We start from the raw sequence: 19,462 nt of genomic DNA on the forward strand, positions 1-19,462 counted from the left end.
ACTTTAGCACTTGCATAAATGTAGTATCGTGGTTAATGAAGGAGCTTTTTCGAAAGAGGACATGAGGAGGATATCCATATGAATATGTTGCATGAAGTGCCCGGCATAGGAGAGTATATGGAATTGCGAGCCGCGGCGGGTCTCGCTCCGAAGGAGGAGGCGGTTGCCCATACAGCATTGATGAATTTGATGTTGTCTGTCGTGATGAGAGATGATCAGGGGCAGCTGATCGGAATGGGGAGAATCATCGGCGACGGAGCCTGTTATTTTCAGATTGTCGACGTGATGGTCCATCCTTCCCGCGAAGGCGAGGAATGGCAGCAGACGATAATGAACGTGTTGATGGAGTATGTGCAGCAGCAGGCGCCGCAAGGGGCAGATATCCTGCTCATGGCCGATGTTCCATCTGTTGGCTTCTATAGAAAATACGGCTTCGAGCTGACGTACCCGCATTCGTTGAGCATGATCCGGAGGCTGTAACGGGATGTTGAGATCAGTACCTTGAGCCAACGTATAACAACATGGCATGTTACGTATATTATAGAGCGTATCATGATAGAGGCCCAGATGGAGGTTGATAGGAATGAATACGCAAAGAGCGATCGAAATCTCAGCATCGCCGGTTATGGTAGACGTGACTTACCAAGGGGAGCCCGTATACATTCAACATGTGAATGAAGAGGACGGCATCGCAAGAATTTACCCTCTTAGCAATCCGGAAGAGGAACGGGACGTTCCGGTTAACATGCTTAGCGAACGGTGAATAACAAGGAGGCGGCCAGGCCGCCTCCTGTTACTTTCTACAGAACATCGCAGCCGCTGCGCTATCGATGTTTTATTTCATGCTCCGGTTCGACATGAATGAATACTTGCGCACGGCGGAATGCCGCCATAATTGCTTGCTCAATGTCATCGCATAGTTGGTGCGCCGAATCTATATCCATCCTGGAGGGGACCACGAGATGGAAATCGACATATTCGACGGGACCGGAACGTCGGGTGCGCAAGTCATGGAACTCAATATATTGTCCTTGATAAGATTGAATCACTTGCACAATTTCTTTTTCCTCTTCATCGGTCAAGCGTGCATCGAGCAGAGGAGGGAAGGATTCCTTCATCAGCTTGTACGCCTCTCTCATGATGTACAGAGCCAGTATGATGCCGATGATCGGATCCAATATCGTCCATCCTGTCAAGGTGGCCAGCAACAGGCTGCATCCGACGCCTAATGATGTATACACATCGGTTAGCAAATGCAGCGCATTGGATTTCATGGCGACCGAATTCAGCTCTGTTGCCGCTTTGCTTACCCGGCGAGATACGATGAAATTGATGCCCGCCCCGACAAACATGACGATGACGCCCAAATAAGGAAGCTCAATCGGCGTAGGCTCGAAGAGCTTATGAACACATTCATAGATAATCCAGGCACCCGCCACAAAAATAAGCAGCGTCTCAATGGTTCCCGATATATTCTCCACCTTGCCGTGACCATAAGGATGGTTCTTATCTGCCGAACGGCTCGACAACCGCACCGAGAAAAAAGCAATCAAGGAAGCCGCCAAATCCAGCGAGGAGTGGATCGCTTCCGAGATGACGGCAATGGAGCCCGTGAATATGCCGACAACGAGCTTCAACAAGACGACAAAGGTATTACTGAGCACCGATAAAATAGCTGTTTTCGGACCATTCACATGCATCACAACCCCAAGCTTCGTTATTGTTCATATACAATAACAAACGAAAGGCGAGTGGGTCTACAGAAACCTTTTTTCATACTCGCCGTCATGTAGCTTACATTAAAAACTGTTGCTCCTTCGCAAAACTTGACGGATTCCTCCCTTTGATGACGCTTAGCTTTTGCCAGAGGGGTTCTTCGCTTGTCCGGGTACGCTTCCTTTGCTTTTTTCCCATCTGAAGATCTTATTCAGTCCCTTGAAAATGAGTCTGGATTCCTTCGTCAGCAGAGGTCCCAAAATGGCAAGAATGAGCACATACAGTGCCGCGAACGGCTGGAGCAGTTCAAGCAGTCCGCCGGATTTGCCAAGGTTCGCCATAATGATAGAGAACTCGCCGCGGGATACAATGGTTAGCCCGATATTGGCGGAAGCCTTGGGCGATAAGCCCGCGCTCTTGCCAGAAATCATACCGGCAAGGAAGTTGCCGAGCAATGTCACCGCAACGGCTCCCACCGACAGCCACAAAGCTCCGCCGAGCGCGGAAGGAACGATGGTCAGTCCGAAGCTGAAGAAGAATAACGCGCCGAAGAAATCACGGAACGGCAATATCATTTGCTCGATTCGTTTCAAGTGTATCGTTTCAGCAAGTATGAGCCCGGTCAGAAGCGCACCGATCGCTTCAGCTACATGAATCGTCTCCGCGAACCCGGCCACGAGGAATAAGAAGCCGAACACAAGCAGCAAGAACAATTCATTGGAACGGATGTTGAAGACCTTATTCAGAAGAGGCGCAGCTGCGCGTCCGACAATCAGCAAGAGAAGCATGAATCCCAGAGCGTACAAGGCTGACAATATTACCCCGCCCACAGAGGACGAGTCGCTGAGGACCAGCCCGGACAGGACGGAGATGTATAATGCGAGGAAAATATCCTCGAACATGATGATTCCCAAAATCATCTCAGTCTCGGGATTGGCGGTTCGCTTCAAATCAACGAGCACCTTCGCCACGATCGCGCTGGATGAAATGGTCGTAATGCCGGCCATAACCATCGTTTCCTCAATAGGGAAGCCGTTGACCCACCCATAGAGCAAGCCTAAAGTAAAGTTAATAAGGATATAGATCGTTCCGCCCACGATGATGGAGCGGCCTGATTTCATTAAGCGGCCGATAGAAAACTCCAGCCCCAAATAGAACAGCAGAAAAAGCACGCCAAGCCGTCCCATAAATGCAATGACCTCCGCGCTCTCGACAAATCGGAAGTCGAATGCGCCAAAATGCGGCGCATGGGGGCCTACGGCCATGCCGACCAAAATATAAAAAGGAATGACCGAAGTTCGAATGCTGGCCGCGAGCAGTCCAACCAGGGCAATGAGAATAACGGCAAGTCCAACTTCCAGTACGAGATGATCCATGATCAGCGTCTCCCGGTTTGCAGCAGCTGCTTCAACTGTTTCAATTGGTGGCGTTCGCCCGCAACGACGAGGATGGTGTCTGCCTTAAAGGTATACTCCGGACCGGGATTGATGTGCTTGGCACCTTTCTCGATGGCGGCAATAATGGTGACTCCTGCGGTCTGCCGGATATTCGCTTCGCCGATCGTGCTGCCGACACAAGCTGCGTCAGGCGCGACTCTGTACCATTCAATCGTCAAATCCTCTAAAGCGACATCCATCGTCTCCAATGCCTTCGGCCGGTAAGTCATTCCGCCGACGATGGCGGCAAGTTGTCTTGCTTCTTCATCCTCGAGCGTAACCATGGATGTGCAATCATCCTGATCAAGATTTTCAAAATGATACACTTCACGCCGGCCGTCATCATGGATGACAATGACCAGCCTGTCGCTGCTTTGCGTAATCATTTCGTATTTATGGCCGATGCCTGGCAGGTCGGTTTCTTTAATGTACATGCTCTCAACCTCCTCAATTGCGGTTAGTGTGTGAATAAAGCAGGGATTTTAATCAGGAAATGGGGGAAATGGCAGCGGACGAGCCATCCGTGCCATAGGGTTAAGATGAAAGAACTGGCAATAATGTCCTTGACTTACGAACAGGAAAAATGTTACGATTTTTATAGACCGACAGTCTGTCGGTAGTGGCGTAGGAATGAAAAATGAGGATTTCTAAAAAACCGGAAGAACGAAGAAATGAAATATTGGACGCCGCCGAGATGCTTTTCACGACAAAAGGGTATTCCAAAACAACGGTTAACGATATTTTTAACGACTCATTATATGGACGAGGCTGAAATTTGCAATAAAGTAGCTGTTATGGACCACGGCAAAATCATTGCGTTCGATGAGCCGCATGCATTGAAGCAGCGATACACCAAAGACAAAGTCCATATCGCTAGCAGCGACGAGCGTGCACTAGAAAACTTGTTACAACATTTTGAGATGAGGTATGAGAGAAAAAACGGTTACTTCGCCACGGAATTTACCCGTTTATCCGACCTGCTGGACATCGTGAGCGAACATAGGCCGGCGATTACCGATATCGAAATTAAAAAAGGTACGTTAAACGATGTGTTTCTCGAAATTACGGGAAAGGATATAAGGGGGTAACTGGGGGTGCGCATTGTGGCGGCGATATGGTTTCGCAATGTCAAACTATTTATTAGAAATCGTGTGCAGTTGGTGTTAATGCTGATTATGCCGTTTTTTTATTTATATTTATTAAGCTCCGCTTTTGCAAGCACATCAGTAACCAATCCGGTACATTATGTGCTGGCCGGTATTGTAATCATTGTAGTGTTCCAGACATCGCTGAATATCGCAACCTCGACGATTGAAGATATCGTGTCCGGTTATATGAAAGAAGTGCTTGTTAGTCCTGTCAAAAGAATACAGATCGCGGCCGGACAAATGCTGGCCTCGGCAACGATTGCTACGTTCCAAGGCATTATGATTTTGATCATCGGTTATTTTATCGGCATGACCTATTCATCCATCATGACTCCCTTTGCCATCATCGGCTTCATGATTTTAGTCGGACTTGTCTTTTCGGCGTTCGGATTATTTTTAGCGACATTAGCCAAAAATTCGCAGACCTTTCAGATTGTCTCGGTCGCGGTTACAACGCCGTTCACTTTTTTATGCGGCGTGTACATTCCGCTTCGCTTGCTGCCAGACGGCTTGCAGTATATTGCGTTGTTTAATCCGATGACCTATGCCGCGGCATTTTTCAGAGCGCTTAGTTTAGAAAAAATGTCTTTGCCGCCAGACGAGTTAGTCGCCGAACAGCTTGCGTTTAAAGTAAGTGATGTTGTGATAACTCCTCAACTTGGCATCCTCTTTATCATTTCATTCGGGATCTTATTTTTATTGGTCTCGACGATTGCCTTTGCCAAAGTTGATTTTTCCAGAATGAACCGGGCGCAAGGTACTAAAGATATTTTTCAGCAGTAGAAAAAAGGGGAGTGCGGACCATGGTTCCTCGCATATTTCACGGTTAACGGATTCGCGGTCCGCATGGCTGCCCCTCAAAAGCTTTTAGCTTCTCGTATTTATCGCAGCACTAAAGATTTCTATACCAATGCAATGCTCTTTTTTCCAGTTCTTTCACAAACGTATCTTTTCCGTCCATATATGCTTCAATATCCTTCGGAAATTGGTTCGCCAGGTTCTCCTTCAGATCTCCATATTGCTTGACTGCCTCGGGATGGGTCCGGAGGTAGTCTCTTACCGCCACATGGCGCTGAATATCCTCCTTGTTATCCGCTTGAAAGACATGAACCTGAGGTGCTGCCAATATGATGGATATCAACTAACTCCTCCGCCAATATCTCTCTTATTTTTTGTGATTCTTCGCGGAACATGCGCTCCCATTTCTCGTTATATTCCGTAACCCTTACATTCATTGATAGGTACCTCCATTTTCCGCTTTGCTCAGCGAGTTAACCGCCTTTGACTGTCGCCAACGGCTTGCATCTTGCCACGACGCCGGCAAGACCAGCTCCGACGACGCTCTCGATAATCTGCTCCACATCCTTGTAGGCTTGCGGCGCCTCGTCGATAATCGATTCCAGCATGCGCTGGTTCACGACGACCTCATCCTCCGTCCCGACCTGAAGCGAAGCTGCGAACTCGTCAACCGTTATGAGCTGCTTCGTGGCACTGCGTGAACGGACGCGCCCTGCGCCGTGGCAGATGGAGTAGTAGTTGGCCGCACCGGTATCCCGGCCGACCATGAGGTAAGACGCGCTGCCCATGGAACCGGGGATGAGCGCCGGATGTCCCATCGCCGCATACGGCTTCGGATTGTCCGGATGATGCGGCGGGAGCGCGCGGGTCGCCCCTTTGCGGTGCACGAACATGCGGTGTCCGTCATGGCTCTCTTCCCATGCATAGTTGTGCATCAGATCATACAGCGTCGTCATCTCGGCCTTCGACCCGAGCACATCGCGGAACGCTTCGCGAATGCCGACCGCCATCAGATGGCGGTTCACTACGGCATAGTTCAGTGCCGAAGACATCAGATGGACATAGCGCTCCGCAACCGGCTCCGCCAGCGGGGCGAAGACCAGCCTTGGATCGGCCGTCCCGGCTCCGGCTGAGCGCATCCATTGTGCTATCTCCTTGCTGCATTGCTGGCTGACGGCGCCGCCCCAGGCTCGCGATCCGGAATGGATCATGATGATGACTTGGCCGTCGAACAATCCCCAAGCTTCGGCCGTATCCCGGTTCGACTCATCGATCTCCACCGCCTGGATTTCGGCGAAGTGGTTGCCGCCGCCGAGCGTTCCAAGCTGGCGGTGGGAGCGATGCCATGCTGCGGCCGGCATCTCATTCAGCATTTCCGTGTCGAACGCGAATTTGCTATGCTCCACATGGGTGAGGGAGGTCATTTTTTTCGGTGTATACGAGTCAGGCAGATATTTTTTGGGCAAGCCATGAAGCCCTTTGACCAGCACATGCTCCAGGCGGATGTCCGAGAAATGGCCGCGCGCATGAGAGTCGACCGGAACCAGCTTCTCGATCGCCTTCACCAGCTTGCGCCGCAGCTTCACATCCTGCAAGTCGTCGCGGTGCACATTCGTCAGATGCACCCGCATGCCGCATCCGATATCGCTCCCCACGATAGAAGGGGAGACATAGCCATCGCTTGCGTTCCAGACCGCCGTCGTGCCGATGCAGGTGCCGACACCGACGTGGACGTCGGGCGTATAACTCATATAAACGCGGTTCGGGATTTGCAAATTATTGTTGGCCATTTCAAATACTTTGGCCCCCAGCTCTTGATAGAGGGCATTATTGGCATAAATATGGAGCGTGCCGGAAGGCAACTCGACGGTGCGGTAATAGCACTCTTGAGCCGGCAGGTCATCGCCATATACAAAATGATTAGTATGCATATAAATCGTAATTCCTTTCCTATTTCCGTTCGATTTATGGAATAATTCAAAATAAAAGACCGCAGACTCTCGTCCTGCGGCCATTTGATCAATAATAAAAAGCCATAGACGTCATCGTCCATGGCTAGCAACCGGTATAAGCCTCCCCGCGAGGGGATCAACCGATTATCTTGTTCTCACTCCGTAGAGGCCGACGAGAGACTGTTCCCAATCGATATGCAGTTGCAGTGCAGCAGCTTGATTCCATGTCATCTTCATCAACCTCCTTTTCCAAAATATACATTCATCTTAAAATGGCACGGCCATCGATGTCAACCTTTATTTTTCTCCACGAATGCTTTGACGCATTCTTCGCATACGCATGCTTGCCGGCGCTGTTCCGCCGGTATATGCTCCAGCAACTCCTGGGGAACGGAGCGCTTCATGCACCAGCATTCGGTATGAGGCCGCCCGGCCGCATACGCGCAATGATTGGGCTGTCCGCATAACGGACAGCGTTGAGGATCGATTAGAACGGTATTCATAGTACTGTACACCTGCTTCGGACTGAAATTTTGTGCGTCGATGAGAAATCGCTCACGAGTCTAACGGATACTTCGAAATGTCTTGTGAACAATGCTAATCAATTCAATGCTATACATTTGTAGCAAGTATACCAGAATGCGCCGATTCCAAATACGGCACTGATCACAGGGAGCAGCTTACGCAACTCACATGATGTCCCGTTGGCAGCTTCACAAAACTTCCCCTTCAATAAGAGGAAGGAATCGGATTGAGGCGCATAACCTGACAAGACCCGCATGTCCACTGCGATCATTTGGATTCATGGGTGCGAACGGCTGCTCCATGCCGAAGCTTTGGATTGCGAGCAATTGGCAGTGATGAACGATGTGGAAGTACTCCATATGTTATCGCATCATCGCCTGACTGCTAACCGATATTTACCCTCATTGGCAAGCCCGATCGCTGCCGCGCATGTTTACTTTCACTATCATTGATGATACTATGTACCAAATAAGAAACGCCATGAAGAGAAGAGTAGATGAATGAGGAAGCCGTACAGAGAGCTCCGGCACGCTGAAAAGGAGCAGGATTCCCTTCGTTGAACCAAGCCTCTGAGCGGCGCATCGGAACGGGGTGCCGGGATGGTGCGACAGGAGCTCCTGTTACAGAGCTAGGGTATAAGCATCCGACGCGGCTGCCGTACCTGATGAGGCGGATATCGCGATATATCGGCGAACCGGGGTGGCACCGCGACAGCAAATCTCGTCCCCAAGACAGCAGTCTTGGAGGCGGGATTTTTTTTATTTTCTGCAAGAAGGACAAAACATTCAAGGAGGTTGTGCATGATGGGTCATGGCAAAGAAACGGCGGAAGCCGCCAATTTATTGGCGAAGCTGGTGAAGGAGGATATGACACAAGGGGAATACCTCAGGCCTATCGCCACCAGATTTCCCCCGGAGCCGAATGGATATTTGCATATCGGGAACGCGTATGCGATTCATGTGAACCATTCTATCGCGAGCAAGTATAACGGGGCGTTTCATCTGCGATTTGATGACACCAATCCGCTGAAGGAGGATATCAAATATGTGGATGCGATCCGGGAAGACATCGCGTGGCTGGGATATCAACCGGCGGTGTACTTCGGTTCGGACTATTCAGAACAAATTTATGAATGTGCCGTCAAGCTGATTCGCAAGGGGAAAGCCTATGTCTGCAAGCTGACGCCCGAACAAATGACCGAATTCAGAGGGACATTGACCGAACCGGGAACAGACAGCCCATTCCGCAATCGGCCCGTGGAGGAGAACCTGCTCTTGTTCGAACGAATGCGGAAGGGAGATTTCCCGACTGCATCCAAAGTGCTTCGCGCCAAAATCGATATGTCCTCGCCCAATCTGAATCTGAGGGATCCCGTGCTGTACCGCATCGTGCATGCGGAGCACTATCGGACGGGCAATGACTGGTGCATCTATCCGATGTATGATTTTGCCCACCCGATTCAGGATTGGATCGAAGGAATTACCCATTCCTTCTGCTCTGCCGAGTTCAAAGACCATCGTCCGCTGTATGAATGGGTGCTCCGTGAGCTGGAAGTTCAGGAGCCGCCGAAGCAGCGGGAATTCGGGCGGTTAAGTCTGTCCGGGATGGTGACAAGCAAGCGGTATTTGCGGGAGCTGGTGGAAGGGGGCTTCGTCGACGGCTGGGATGATCCGCGGCTCCCGACCCTCCGCGGGCTGCGGCGCAGAGGGGTCACCCCGGACAGCATTGACCGCTTCATGGAGGAGATCGGGATACTGAGACAGAACAGCGTAGTGGACTCCGCTATGCTTGATCATTTTATCCGCCAGGATCTGAAGGAGAGAACGATCGGCTATATGGCTGTGCTCAACCCGGTAAAAGTGATCATTACCAATTATCCGGCCGATCAGACGGAAATGCTCCTCCTCAAAAATAAGGAAGGCGATGAAGCGATGGGCAGCAGGAAGGTTCCCTTCGCCAGAGAGCTGTTCATCGAAAAGGAGGACTTCATGGAGCAGCCGATTGCCGGGTTCCACCGGCTCTCTCTGGGATCGGAGGTGCGGCTGAAGGGGGCATACTTCATTCGGTGCGAGCATGTGGTGAAGGATCCGGTCACGGGAGAGATTCAGGAGCTGCACTGCACCTATGATCCCGCGACCAAAAGCGGGTCCGGCTTCAACGCCAGAAAAGTGAAAGCGACGATTCATTGGGTGTCTGCGGCGCATGGCATTCCGGCGGAGGTTCATGTGTACGATACACTGCTGCGGCCTTCCGCTGTGCTGCAGGAGTCGGGAAATTGCTGGGAGGATCTGCTCAATCCTCATTCGCTCGTCATCATGAAGCATGCGGTGCTGGAGCCTGCCATGAAGGATGCTTCCGCCAACGAAAAAGTTCAGTTCGTGCGGCACGGCTACTTCTGCCTCGATACGAAATATACGACGGTGGACAGACGCGTGTTCAATCGGATTGTGTCGCTCAAAGATTCATGGAAAAGGGAAAGATAGGCTTCTTCTCCTAAAAAAAGGAGAGTTGCCGTTAAGGTCATATTTCCCTTATAATGGACAGCACAAGGGAGGTCGGTAGAAATGGCAAATCAGTTTGCCGGAATCGGCAACGACTCATGCAAAGCCTAATATTGGGGCGATACTTTGCATGGGGCGGACAGCGATCATAAGGACATGTCGCCCGCGAGAGCTTGATATCGTTTCTAATAGTGGGCTTTGCACCTTATTTCCATTCCATCATAAATAAGGGGCTGAAAAGCAATGGTAAAAACATTTATTAGAAACCATCAATATAACTTGATTAAGAAGCAGACCGATCTGCTGCAGCACGCCTGCAACACGGTGACCGATCCGAAAGTCGTGGAATCGGTAAGATACAGTGCGCTCACCAAAATCGTCGAAGCGTTCCCGGATGCGGAAGAGGCGCAAAAGCAAGCGCTGGAGAACATCTCGACGCTGCATTCGATGGTTGAATTCCAGGACTATTTGGAATCGCTGGTGCCGTACTTGGCGGAATTTGCGCCCGTGACGGAGAAGCAGATCAGGAAGCTGTTCCCGAAGATCAAAAAGTTGAAGGTTCCCGATGCCGCCGCCATCGATTTCCGCTATGTCACTTATGTTGGCTGGACCGACATTGCGACGAATCGAATGTTTTTTGTATACCATCTAAATGGCCAGCTTGTCGGCATTGAGGGAAGATATACCCCGACAAACAAGAAGAGCGTATGCTTTTTGTGCAACCGGCATCAAGAGGTCGCGTTATTCTCGGCCGTTACCAAGTCGAAGCCGGCCAACGCCTCGCCAGATTACTACAAAGCAATCGGCAACTACGTATGCATGAATAGCGACGCCTGCAACAAGCACATTACGAATGTCGGCACATTGGAGAAATTTATAGGCAACGTTCTAGGTTGAACGTATCTATACAACGAGGCTGCTGGAGCATATCCGGCGGCCTTTTCTTATGTAATCTGCAAATAAAGGAAGTCACCTGTATAACAATAGGCGAAGAAGAGGGATACTGAGGTAATCGGTGAATCAATAGGCGAGTTCCCGTCCATGCGGCATGTCGTGACCGCGTGACAGTTCATTATCCAAAGGAGCATCTACCATGGCAGTCTCTCCACAGCAGCGCATCCAGTTGCATGGCTTTAACAATCTGACGAAATCATTAAGCTTCAATATGTACGACATTTGTTATACCAAAACAAAAGAAGAGCGTGAAGCTTATATCGAGTATATTAATGATCAATATAATGCGGACCGGTTGACAGAGATCTTGAACACGGTATCGGATATGATTGGCGCGAATATCGTCAACACCGCCAAGCAAGATTATGTTCCTCAAGGAGCGAGCGTGACCATGCTCGTATCCGAAGGGCCTGTCATTGAGGTTCCCCGGACAACAACCGACGAAATTCCCGAGCCGCTTCCCGAGTCGGTGGTTATGCAGTTGGATAAAAGCCATATTACGGTCCATACCTATCCCGAATACCACCCGAATGAAGGGATCAGCACCTTCAGAGCGGATATCGATGTAGCCACTTGCGGCGAGATCTCGCCATTGAAAGCGCTGAATTATTTGATTGACTCCTTCGATACTGACATTATGACAATTGATTACCGGGTGCGGGGATTCACCAGAGATATGGATGGCCGCAAATTATATATCGATCATGATATCCGTTCGATACAAGACTATATTGACGATCGTATTCTCCAACAATTCGATCTAATTGATGTCAATGTGTATCAAGAGAATATCTTTCATACCAAGTGCCGGCTCAAAGCGTTCGATATAAATAACTATTTATTCGGGTATTCCAAAGCGGAAATAACCGCAGAGGAACAGCAGGCCATCACGAACAAAATTAAAACGGAAATGGACGAAATCTTTTTTGGAATCGCCTCCTTGCGTTCCTGAAGCCATAAAAGCAGCTTGAGCAACCGCTCACGCCGCCTTTATGGTTTGTTCTCATTTTCATACGAATTTTCGGTGTGATAAATATCACACCAGAAGTGTAAACTAAGCAAAACTTGGACTGGGATAAGGAGGTAATCGAATGTCAACCATAGCCCGGGAACTGGATTCTCTCATCATTGGAATTGACGTCGGTTCAACGACGGTCAAAGCGACCGTGGTGGATCCGGACAGCAAGCAGATCGTATGGTCGGATTATCAGCGCCATCATACGAAGCAGGCAGAAAAAGTGTTGGAGCTGCTGGTTGCCATCGGCAACGAATTTCCGGATGTGAAGCCGGACAACATCCGTGTCTTCGCGACGGGCTCCGGCAGCGGACCTATCGCTCCTCATATCGGTGCGAAATTTGTGCAGGAGGTCAATGCGGTCACGATGGCCGTGGAGCATCTCCATCCCGATGTCGGGAGCGTCATCGAGCTCGGGGGACAGGATGCGAAGATTATCATTTTCAAGGAGAACAAAGAAACGGGCAATAAGCAAGCGCTTACCTCCATGAATGACAAATGCGCATCAGGTACAGGCGCCACGATTGACAAGTGCATGATCAAAGTAGGGATGCCAGCGGACGAAGTAGGCAAGCTGCGTTTTGACGATTCGAAATTGCATCATGTCGCTGCCAAATGCGGCGTATTTGCCGAAACGGATATCGTCAATCTCGTGAAAAGCGGCATTCCATCAGGGGAGATCATGTGCTCGCTCGCCGATGCCATCGTCATGCAGAACCTTTCCGTGCTTACTCGGGGCAATACGCTGCGGCATCGTGTCCTGCTGCTGGGCGGGCCGAACACCTATTTGCCTTTCCTCCAGGAATGCTGGCGGTTGCGAATTCCTCAGACCTGGAAGGAGCGGGGCTATGAATATCCCCAAGATGTGCCGATCGACAGCTTGATCTTCGTCCCGGAAAATTCGCAATATTATGCGGCTTACGGCGCTGTCCTGTACGGGCTGCACGAACCGGCGGATGCCGGCTTATACAACGGATTGGAAATGCTGAAGGAGTTCATTGCCCACGGCCGCAAGGCCAAGCTGGGCGAGAAGGCGGGCCCGCCGCTGGTGGCTAGCGAGACGGATCTGGAGCAGTTCCGCCGGAGCTACAGCATTCCCAAGTTCACTCCCGCCACGTTCGAGCCGGGACAGAAGGTGAGAGCGGTCATCGGATTAGATGGCGGTTCCACTTCATCCAAAGCCGTGCTGGTCGATGAACAAGGGGATATTTTGCTGAAAGAATATCAGCTGTCCAAAGGCAATCCGCTGGAAGATACGAAAGAAATGCTGAAGCGGATCCGGGATACGCTGATGGGGCAGGGGGCCGAGCTGGAGATCATCGGCTTCGGCGCTACGGGATACGCCGCAGACGTGCTGGAAAAAACGTTGCGGGCAGACGTCAATATCGTGGAGACGGTCGCGCATATGATGAGCGCCGTTCACCAATTCGGCGACATCGATGTGATCTGCGATATCGGCGGTCAGGATATCAAGGTACTCTTTCTCAAAAACCGGGACATTCGCAATTTCAAGCTGTCCAATCAATGCTCCGCCGGCAACGGAATGCTCCTGCAAGCGATGGCGGATCAGTTCGGCATTCCGGTTCAAGAGTATGCAAATACCGCTTTTCATGCCGATTTGAGTCCCAAATTTTCTTACGGCTGCGCTGTCTTCCTCGATGCGGACCGGGTCAATTTTCAGAAGGAAGGGTATTCGAAGGAGGAATTGCTCGCCGGACTCGCTCTCGTCCTGCCCAAAAACGTATGGCAGTATGTCGTGCAGATTCCGCGCATGTCCGAGCTCGGGCGCAAGTTCGTGCTGCAGGGCGGAACCCAATACAATCTGGCAGCCGTCAAGGCCCAGGTCGACTATATCAAGGAGCGGGTTCCCGATGCCGAGGTATATGTTCATCCGCATCCGGGAGAAGCGGGGGCGATCGGAGCCGCCATGGAAACGCTGCGCGTCGTGAAGCGGCGGGGGTATTCCAGCTTCCTCGGCCTGGATGCCGCTATCGATCTGCGTTATGTCAGCCGCAATGATGAATCGACCCGCTGCAATTTTTGTCCGAACCATTGCAGCCGGACGTTTATCGATTCCGAGACGCCGGACGGCAAGACGGCTCGTTATATTAGCGGGTTCTCTTGTGAGAAAGGGACAGTGGAGGATCAGGAAGCGGTCTTGAAATTAACGAAAGAGCGGCAAGCGTTGAAAAAGCATTATCCGAATCTCGTCGAATATGAAGCGCGGCGCATGTTCCAGCATTTCTACGATGCGGAACCGCTTCCGGAGGCGGAGGTGGAGGTGGAGAACGTCCTGATGAAACGCCGCTTGTTCGGCTTTGGCATGCGCAAAATACCGAACCGGCGCCCGTTCGCGCGCTCTTCCGCCGAATCGATGGAGCGCCGCCAGCGGATCCGGATCGGGATTCCGAAAGTATTGAACATTTGGTCCACCGCTCCGTTCTGGCGGACATACTTCGAGACGCTCGGCATCGATAAGCGCAACATTGTATTCAGTGATAATACGAGCGAGGAAATGTGGCAGGAAGGCGGCAAATACGGTTCGATCGATCCTTGCTATCCGTCGAAAGTGGCGCAGGCTCATGTCCATAATCTGCTGTTCAAGCACCATGAGTCCAAACCGCTGGATTACATCTTTTTCCCGTGCATCACGCATATTCCGACCCATCTTCACCATGTGATGGACTCGTCGAGCTGCCCGATTGTGGCGGGCGCTCCGAACGTGATCAAAGCTGCCTTTACCAAGGAGGTCGATTTTTTCGAGACGAGAGGAATCACCTACCTGGATCCGGCGGTTACCTTCACCGAACCGAACATGCTGAAAAAGCAGCTGTTCGAGGCATTCGCCGAGAAGCTGCAGATCACGGAAGACGAGAGTGATTTTGCCGCTGAGCAGGGCTGGAAGGCGATGGATCGCTTCGATGCTGACATGCAGGAGAAGGGCCGGGAGATTCTAGAGCAGATCGAGCAGGAAAACCGCCTTGCCATTCTGATGATCGGGCGGCCTTATCATTCCGACCCCGGCTTGAATCACGGCGTGCTCGAAGAGTTCCAGGTGCTTGGTTACCCTGTATTGTCCATGCGGTCCATTCCGAAGGACGAGGCATGGCTGCAGCGCTTTTTCAGCGAGGATCTGAAGAGCGGACGCGTGGAGTACGCTCTGGAAGTGAGCGATGTATGGCCTGAAAATTTCAGCTCCAACAGTGTGCAAAAAGTATGGGCGGCCAAGTTCGCAGCGCGTCACCCGAATGTGGCGGTGTTGGACTTGTCCAGCTTCAAATGCGGTCATGATGCGCCTACCTACGGGCTGATCGAATCGATTATATCGACGGTCGGGACGCCATATTCGGCGCTGCATGATATCGACGCCAATAAACCGGGCGGCTCGATCAAGATCCGGGTGAAGACGTATGCGCACAGTCTCAGTCTGCATGAAGAGCGGCTGCAGGATGTGGCCCGCAAAAAGGCGGAGCTGCAGCAGCGGCTGGATCAAAAGCTCGCTGAGCTCACGGGCAGAAAACCGGGAGATCAAGCCGAGAAGGTTATATAACATTCAATGATAACGAGGGAGTGACTTAGAGTATGTCTGTTGCGGGCAGTAAGAAAAGAGTCAAGGAGCAAACGTCTATCGAGGAGACGCTGCTGAACTTTCAGAAGGAGCAGGAAAAGGCGCTGGGCCTGGATCAGCAGACGGCGAGCCAATGGTTCGATCCGGTACCGCGCCAGTTCTTGGCCAAGGACAAAGCGACGACAACCCTTCTGTTCGGGGGCTTGACGATGGCTCACGATTTTTTGGTCGAGGGCGCGCTGACGGGGCTGGGGTATCGGGTGAAGCATATGGATTGTCCGGACAATGAGTCCTTGCGCTTTGGCAAAGAGTTCGGCAATCGCGGACAGTGCAATCCAACCTACTTCACGGTAGGAAATCTGATCAAATATTTGCATCACCTGCGGGATGTGGAAGGGAAGTCCAAGGAGGAGATCATCTCCAGCTATTTGTTCGTCACGAGCGGTTCCTGCGGCCCGTGCCGCTTCGGCACCTATGTTACAGAGTACCGGAAGGCGCTGCGCGATGCGGGGTTCGACGGGTTTCGGGTACTCATTTTTCAGCAGACGGACGGGTTGAAGCAGGCGACCGGCAGCGAATCGGCCTTGAAGCTGGATACCGCGTTTTTTCTCAGCTTTTTGAAGGCCGTGCTTCTGGGAGACATCTTGAATGCGCTCGCTTATCGCATCCGCCCCTATGAAGTGGAAGCCGGTGCGACGGATGCCGCGCTGGAACGGTGCAAGCGGCATATCTATGAAGCGCTGAGCGAACGCCAACGGCTGCGGCCGGCTCTGCTCAAATCCCGCCGGGAGCTGCAGGCCGTCCGGGTAGACCGGACCAAGGTCAAGCCGAAAGTAAGCATTATCGGGGAGTTCTGGGCGATGACCACCGAGGGAGACGGGAATTATCAGCTGCAGCGCTTCCTGGAGAATGAAGGGGCCGAGGTCGAAGTACAGTCGATGACGGCGTGGATCTTGTTCCTGATCTGGTCCGGACGCTTCGATACGAAGGAGCGGATGACGCTTCGTCAAGCCGACTCCGGGAGACATGGCCTGGAAGGGAAAAATCCGCAGAAGCGGCTGCGGATGCTATGGCTCGCCGATCGCGCATTGCGGGTCATGTTCCACGCGTATGCGAGGACGATTGGCCTGTATCACTATCATCTGCCCGACATGGAGGAGATCGCCCGGGTGGCCCATGAGCACTACAACAATCATCTCCGGGGCGGAGAAGGCCATATGGAGGTCGGCAAGCTGATCTTGAACGTCAAGAAGCGGAAGGTGAACATGACGATCTCGGTCAAGCCGTTCGGCTGCATGCCATCTTCCGGGGTATCCGACGGAGTTCAGTCGTTAATTACCGAGAAATATCCCGACGCGATCTTTCTGCCGATCGAGACGACGGGCGACGGAGCGATTAACGTGTACAGCCGGGTGCAGATGATGCTGTTTAAAGCCAAGCAGGCGGCACAGCAAGAATTTGACGAGGCGTTGTCGAAAAAAAGCATGACTGCGGCTCAGCTGCAACAAATGAGCGTTCGTTCGCGCTTTACTCGTCCGCTGCAGACAAGCCGTCATGTCGTCGCTTGCACAGCGGCGAATGGCGTCTATGGGGTTCCTCGGATATTCAATGGGTTATCTTTGCGGCGGGCGAAGCGGGTATGTAAGACATGAATGGGGCAGTCCCATACGTCAATGAAAAATGAGGAGGAGCAAGACGGGACAGCGGTGAATTGCGGAGGCGGGGGAGACGGCGGCGGGACAAGTGGCGGGATAAGCGCCGGAAGAGGAAGAGGGAGCGAATCCTGCATATGTGCAGGAATTTACGCGATTCCAGCCGCTATCTGATGCCATTCCTGCAAAAGTGCATCAACTTCGCCGATTTTTGCTTTCAATCCATTGGCATAGGTGAAATTCCTGCGGTTTTGCAGGAATTCCGTTAACGGAGGAAACTTCACAAGAGAAAACTGTAATTTCGCAGTTTTTTGGCAAGTCGAGCTGCGAGAAGCAAGTGGGGTTGTCTCAGTGTAGCCTCGTCGAAATTCAGGCCATGTCCGTAGCGATTCCCGAGAAGCCTACGGATACGGTGAAGCGGTTGCTCGGCAGAGAACCGCGAACGATGGACGCCTTCCTGCAGGAATACGCGGACCGATTCCGGTAAGGGTTCCGCCAGCAGAATGAAGTGGAATTGTAATTGTCAGGGGCTGCAACCGGCCCCTGATTTTTTTGACATATGCCCTCTGTACTCCGATGTTTAAATCCCCCAAGTAATATCCAATTTTTCTTCCGCTTTGTCTGTAGATCAGAATTTTCTTCAGTTCTGTCTTCATATCAGAAGGAACCCTTTCATTTCCGTCACATTGATAGCGAACAAGCCCATTATCCTGTAATATGATCATGGACGATTCGATCAGCAAGCGGCCATACGCGATGTTCTGCAGCGGGAGCCAGCTTGTCCCAAGATGAGACCATGTTATCAATGACCGCAAATTACGTTGTGGAGACGGTGAGAAGATGGAAGAGATTCGCGTACTTATAGCCGATGATGAAAAAGAAATACGAGACTTGGTGAAAAAGTATCTGCAACGAGAAAGGTATCAGGTCGATACGGCGGCTGATGGAGGGGAAGCCCTTCGCCTATTCGAGAGGCATAAATATAACTTCATTCTGTTGGATCTGATGATGCCGAAAATCGATGGCATTGAAGTGTGCCGGAGATTGCGCTGACGGCCAAAGAATTCGAGCTGTTGAAGTTTTTGGCCTCCCATCCGGAGCAAGTATTTACGAAGACGCAAATCTTTCGCCAGGTGTGGGGAAGCGCTTATGTGGAAGACGATAATACGGTGATGGTTCACTTCCGCAAGCTCAGAAAAAAGATCGAAGCCGACCCGTCCGATCCGAAATGGATCCAGACCGTGTGGGGAATCGGGTACAAGTTTCGCAGGTGAAAAAGATGAAGCGTGACAAAACGCTCCTTCTTCTCGGCGCCCAATTATTGCTTATGACGGGCCTTATTGCGATAGAGGCAATGAACCAGCCCCAAGGCTTCCTGCGCGGGGCTTTATTTATTGCGGTTGGGGTGATCACGGTCATTCTGCTGCTCATGCGTCTCCGATTCCGGACGAAGCTGACGGGCATGACCGCGGCGCTGAAGCAGGCCAAAATGTTCGTGGTCAGCCTGATTGGAGCGGCCGCAGCCCCGACCATGGTCTTTATCGGCTATCTGGATTACCTGGCCCAAAAACCCGGCATGCCCGTCTTATTCAGCGAGGCATGGTCGCAGACCAATCTGTATACGACCCCTGCTTATCGGGACGCTGCTGTACGGCGTCATCACCGCCTGTCTGTTCAACCGTGAATATGCGGAAGACACTTTGAAAAATCTGTTGACCATCCCGGTCTCCAGAACCGGTCTCATCGCCAGCAAGCTGGTGCTGTTGTTCTTGTGGATGATGATCCTGACCTTTACGGCGTGGGGACTGACATTCATCTTCGGATTGCTCGCGCAGTATGAAGGCTTGACTGCCGGCGCCGTGCTGCAATCGCTGAAGGAGTTTTTCGTCGGGGGAAGTCTGCTGTTTCTTTTGTCGACCCCGACGATGTTCGTTTCTTTTTTGTTCAAAAACTATGTGCCGACCATTATTTTTACGGCCGTGATTACGATGGGGAACGTGGGGCTGGCCAATCGGGAATATAAAGCGCTCTTTCCGTGGTCGGCGGCCCATGTGATCGCGGAGAACGGCTTCGTTCCCGCTTATCCTCCGCTCTTTTCCTTTGCGGTGATTATTGCTGTTGCGGTCATCGGCCTGGGAGCCACGATCGTGTACTTCAACAAAACGGATATTCATTAACGTCAACCGTCGTCTCATGA

Annotated in this window: 16 protein-coding genes, 4 pseudogenes and 1 other annotated feature; of the genes and pseudogenes, 13 read left to right on the forward strand and 7 right to left on the reverse strand. The window is 51.7% G+C overall.

From position 1 onward, the window contains the following. Positions 1-78: 78 nt before the first annotated feature. On the forward strand, positions 79-480 hold the full coding sequence (locus tag DQX05_RS17280; protein ID WP_119794781.1) for a GNAT family N-acetyltransferase: 402 nt from the start codon (positions 79-81) through the stop codon (positions 478-480). Between the two features lie 103 nt (positions 481-583). After that, positions 584-763: an H-type small acid-soluble spore protein gene (locus DQX05_RS17285; RefSeq protein WP_119794782.1), complete on the forward strand. Its 180-nt coding sequence runs from the start codon at positions 584-586 to the stop codon at positions 761-763. Between the two features lie 61 nt (positions 764-824). Here the strand turns inward: DQX05_RS17285 and DQX05_RS17290 are convergent, their stop codons facing one another. The 3 genes from DQX05_RS17290 to DQX05_RS17300 form a co-directional block, all read right to left on the reverse strand. Beyond that, positions 825-1,694 (reverse strand): cation diffusion facilitator family transporter, encoded by an 870-nt coding sequence (locus tag DQX05_RS17290; RefSeq protein ID WP_472924372.1) that lies wholly within the window; start codon positions 1,692-1,694, stop codon positions 825-827. Positions 1,695-1,853: 159 nt separating this feature from the next. Then, positions 1,854-3,092 carry a cation:proton antiporter gene (locus tag DQX05_RS17295; RefSeq protein ID WP_119794784.1) on the reverse strand — a complete coding sequence of 413 codons (1,239 nt, stop codon included), beginning with the start codon at positions 3,090-3,092 and terminating at the stop codon, positions 1,854-1,856. 2 nt (positions 3,093-3,094) lie between these two features. After that, the gene (locus DQX05_RS17300) at positions 3,095-3,586 is read right to left on the reverse strand and encodes a cation:proton antiporter regulatory subunit (RefSeq protein WP_119794785.1); all 492 of its coding nucleotides are present in this window, start codon (positions 3,584-3,586) and stop codon (positions 3,095-3,097) included. 203 nt (positions 3,587-3,789) lie between these two features. Between DQX05_RS17300 and DQX05_RS17305 the strand changes: the two are divergent. From DQX05_RS17305 to DQX05_RS17315, 3 genes and pseudogenes are all read left to right on the forward strand, one after another. Next, positions 3,790-3,921: pseudogene (locus DQX05_RS17305) on the forward strand (TetR/AcrR family transcriptional regulator); the annotation flags it as partial. 25 nt (positions 3,922-3,946) lie between these two features. Next, entirely contained in the window at positions 3,947-4,240 is a 294-nt protein-coding gene (locus DQX05_RS17310) for an ATP-binding protein DrrA1-3 family domain-containing protein (RefSeq protein ID WP_259392088.1), read from the forward strand. Positions 4,241-4,246: 6 nt separating this feature from the next. Continuing rightward, a complete protein-coding gene (locus DQX05_RS17315; RefSeq protein ID WP_119794786.1) occupies positions 4,247-5,083 on the forward strand; it encodes an ABC transporter permease in 837 nt (278 codons plus the stop codon). A 109-nt stretch (positions 5,084-5,192) separates the two neighbouring features. On the opposite strand, the gene DQX05_RS17320 is transcribed toward DQX05_RS17315, so the two are convergent. The 4 genes from DQX05_RS17320 to DQX05_RS17330 form a co-directional block, all read right to left on the reverse strand. Then, positions 5,193-5,441, reverse strand: coding sequence for a GrpB family protein (locus DQX05_RS17320; RefSeq protein WP_310735674.1), 249 nt, complete (start codon positions 5,439-5,441; stop codon positions 5,193-5,195). Continuing rightward, complete coding sequence (locus DQX05_RS32860; protein WP_310735675.1) at positions 5,389-5,535, reverse strand: GrpB family protein; 147 nt, start codon at positions 5,533-5,535, stop codon at positions 5,389-5,391. Before DQX05_RS32860 ends, DQX05_RS17320 begins: the two co-directional genes overlap by 53 nt. 36 nt (positions 5,536-5,571) lie before the next feature. After that, the gene (locus DQX05_RS17325; RefSeq protein ID WP_119794787.1) at positions 5,572-7,029 is read right to left on the reverse strand and encodes an RtcB family protein; all 1,458 of its coding nucleotides are present in this window, start codon (positions 7,027-7,029) and stop codon (positions 5,572-5,574) included. A 311-nt stretch (positions 7,030-7,340) separates the two neighbouring features. Further along, positions 7,341-7,553: a cysteine-rich CWC family protein gene (locus DQX05_RS17330; RefSeq protein WP_119794788.1), complete on the reverse strand. Its 213-nt coding sequence runs from the start codon at positions 7,551-7,553 to the stop codon at positions 7,341-7,343. Positions 7,554-8,046: 493 nt separating this feature from the next. Next, positions 8,047-8,306 (forward strand) — a binding site (T-box leader). 72 nt (positions 8,307-8,378) lie between these two features. Between DQX05_RS17330 and DQX05_RS17335 the strand changes: the two genes are divergently transcribed. The 8 genes and pseudogenes from DQX05_RS17335 (at position 8,379) to DQX05_RS17370 (ending at position 19,442) form a co-directional block, all read left to right on the forward strand. Further along, positions 8,379-10,058, forward strand: coding sequence for a glutamine--tRNA ligase/YqeY domain fusion protein (locus DQX05_RS17335; RefSeq protein ID WP_119794789.1), 1,680 nt, complete (start codon positions 8,379-8,381; stop codon positions 10,056-10,058). A 261-nt stretch (positions 10,059-10,319) separates the two neighbouring features. Further along, a complete protein-coding gene (locus DQX05_RS17340) occupies positions 10,320-10,973 on the forward strand; it encodes a FusB/FusC family EF-G-binding protein (RefSeq protein ID WP_119794790.1) in 654 nt (217 codons plus the stop codon). A 196-nt stretch (positions 10,974-11,169) separates the two neighbouring features. Then, the gene (speD, locus tag DQX05_RS17345; protein ID WP_119794791.1) at positions 11,170-11,982 is read left to right on the forward strand and encodes an adenosylmethionine decarboxylase; all 813 of its coding nucleotides are present in this window, start codon (positions 11,170-11,172) and stop codon (positions 11,980-11,982) included. Positions 11,983-12,121: 139 nt separating this feature from the next. Further along, positions 12,122-15,595 carry a BadF/BadG/BcrA/BcrD ATPase family protein gene (locus DQX05_RS17350; protein WP_119794792.1) on the forward strand — a complete coding sequence of 1,158 codons (3,474 nt, stop codon included), beginning with the start codon at positions 12,122-12,124 and terminating at the stop codon, positions 15,593-15,595. A 32-nt stretch (positions 15,596-15,627) separates the two neighbouring features. Then, positions 15,628-17,265: a 2-hydroxyglutaryl-CoA dehydratase gene (locus DQX05_RS17355; RefSeq protein ID WP_119794793.1), complete on the forward strand. Its 1,638-nt coding sequence runs from the start codon at positions 15,628-15,630 to the stop codon at positions 17,263-17,265. Between the two features lie 358 nt (positions 17,266-17,623). After that, positions 17,624-17,752 (forward strand): annotated as a pseudogene (locus tag DQX05_RS17360) (SDR family NAD(P)-dependent oxidoreductase); the annotation flags it as partial. Positions 17,753-18,105: 353 nt separating this feature from the next. Beyond that, a pseudogene (locus DQX05_RS17365) lies at positions 18,106-18,539 on the forward strand (response regulator transcription factor). A 188-nt stretch (positions 18,540-18,727) separates the two neighbouring features. Then, a pseudogene (locus tag DQX05_RS17370) lies at positions 18,728-19,442 on the forward strand (ABC transporter permease). The last annotated feature ends 20 nt before the right edge of the window (positions 19,443-19,462 follow it).

Origin of the sequence: Paenibacillus thiaminolyticus, assembly GCF_003591545.1 — a bacterium.
In the GTDB taxonomy this organism is placed as follows: domain Bacteria; phylum Bacillota; class Bacilli; order Paenibacillales; family Paenibacillaceae; genus Paenibacillus_B; species Paenibacillus_B thiaminolyticus_A.

What these genes read in the sequence shown, in the direction of transcription:
- DQX05_RS17350 (WP_119794792.1), top strand. Translation starts at nt 12,122, where the DNA reads ATGTCAACCATAGCCCGGGAACTGGATTCTCTCATCATTGGAATTGAC.
- DQX05_RS17330 (WP_119794788.1), bottom strand. Translation starts at nt 7,553, where the DNA reads ATGAATACCGTTCTAATCGATCCTCAACGCTGTCCGTTATGCGGACAG.
- DQX05_RS17340 (WP_119794790.1), top strand. Translation starts at nt 10,320, where the DNA reads ATGGTAAAAACATTTATTAGAAACCATCAATATAACTTGATTAAGAAG.
- DQX05_RS32860 (WP_310735675.1), bottom strand. Translation starts at nt 5,535, where the DNA reads ATGAATGTAAGGGTTACGGAATATAACGAGAAATGGGAGCGCATGTTC.
- DQX05_RS17325 (WP_119794787.1), bottom strand. Translation starts at nt 7,029, where the DNA reads ATGCATACTAATCATTTTGTATATGGCGATGACCTGCCGGCTCAAGAG.
- DQX05_RS17310 (WP_259392088.1), top strand. Translation starts at nt 3,947, where the DNA reads ATGGACCACGGCAAAATCATTGCGTTCGATGAGCCGCATGCATTGAAG.
- speD (WP_119794791.1), top strand. Translation starts at nt 11,170, where the DNA reads ATGGCAGTCTCTCCACAGCAGCGCATCCAGTTGCATGGCTTTAACAAT.
- DQX05_RS17295 (WP_119794784.1), bottom strand. Translation starts at nt 3,092, where the DNA reads ATGGATCATCTCGTACTGGAAGTTGGACTTGCCGTTATTCTCATTGCC.
- DQX05_RS17335 (WP_119794789.1), top strand. Translation starts at nt 8,379, where the DNA reads ATGGGTCATGGCAAAGAAACGGCGGAAGCCGCCAATTTATTGGCGAAG.
- DQX05_RS17280 (WP_119794781.1), top strand. Translation starts at nt 79, where the DNA reads ATGAATATGTTGCATGAAGTGCCCGGCATAGGAGAGTATATGGAATTG.
- DQX05_RS17355 (WP_119794793.1), top strand. Translation starts at nt 15,628, where the DNA reads ATGTCTGTTGCGGGCAGTAAGAAAAGAGTCAAGGAGCAAACGTCTATC.
- DQX05_RS17300 (WP_119794785.1), bottom strand. Translation starts at nt 3,586, where the DNA reads ATGTACATTAAAGAAACCGACCTGCCAGGCATCGGCCATAAATACGAA.
- DQX05_RS17285 (WP_119794782.1), top strand. Translation starts at nt 584, where the DNA reads ATGAATACGCAAAGAGCGATCGAAATCTCAGCATCGCCGGTTATGGTA.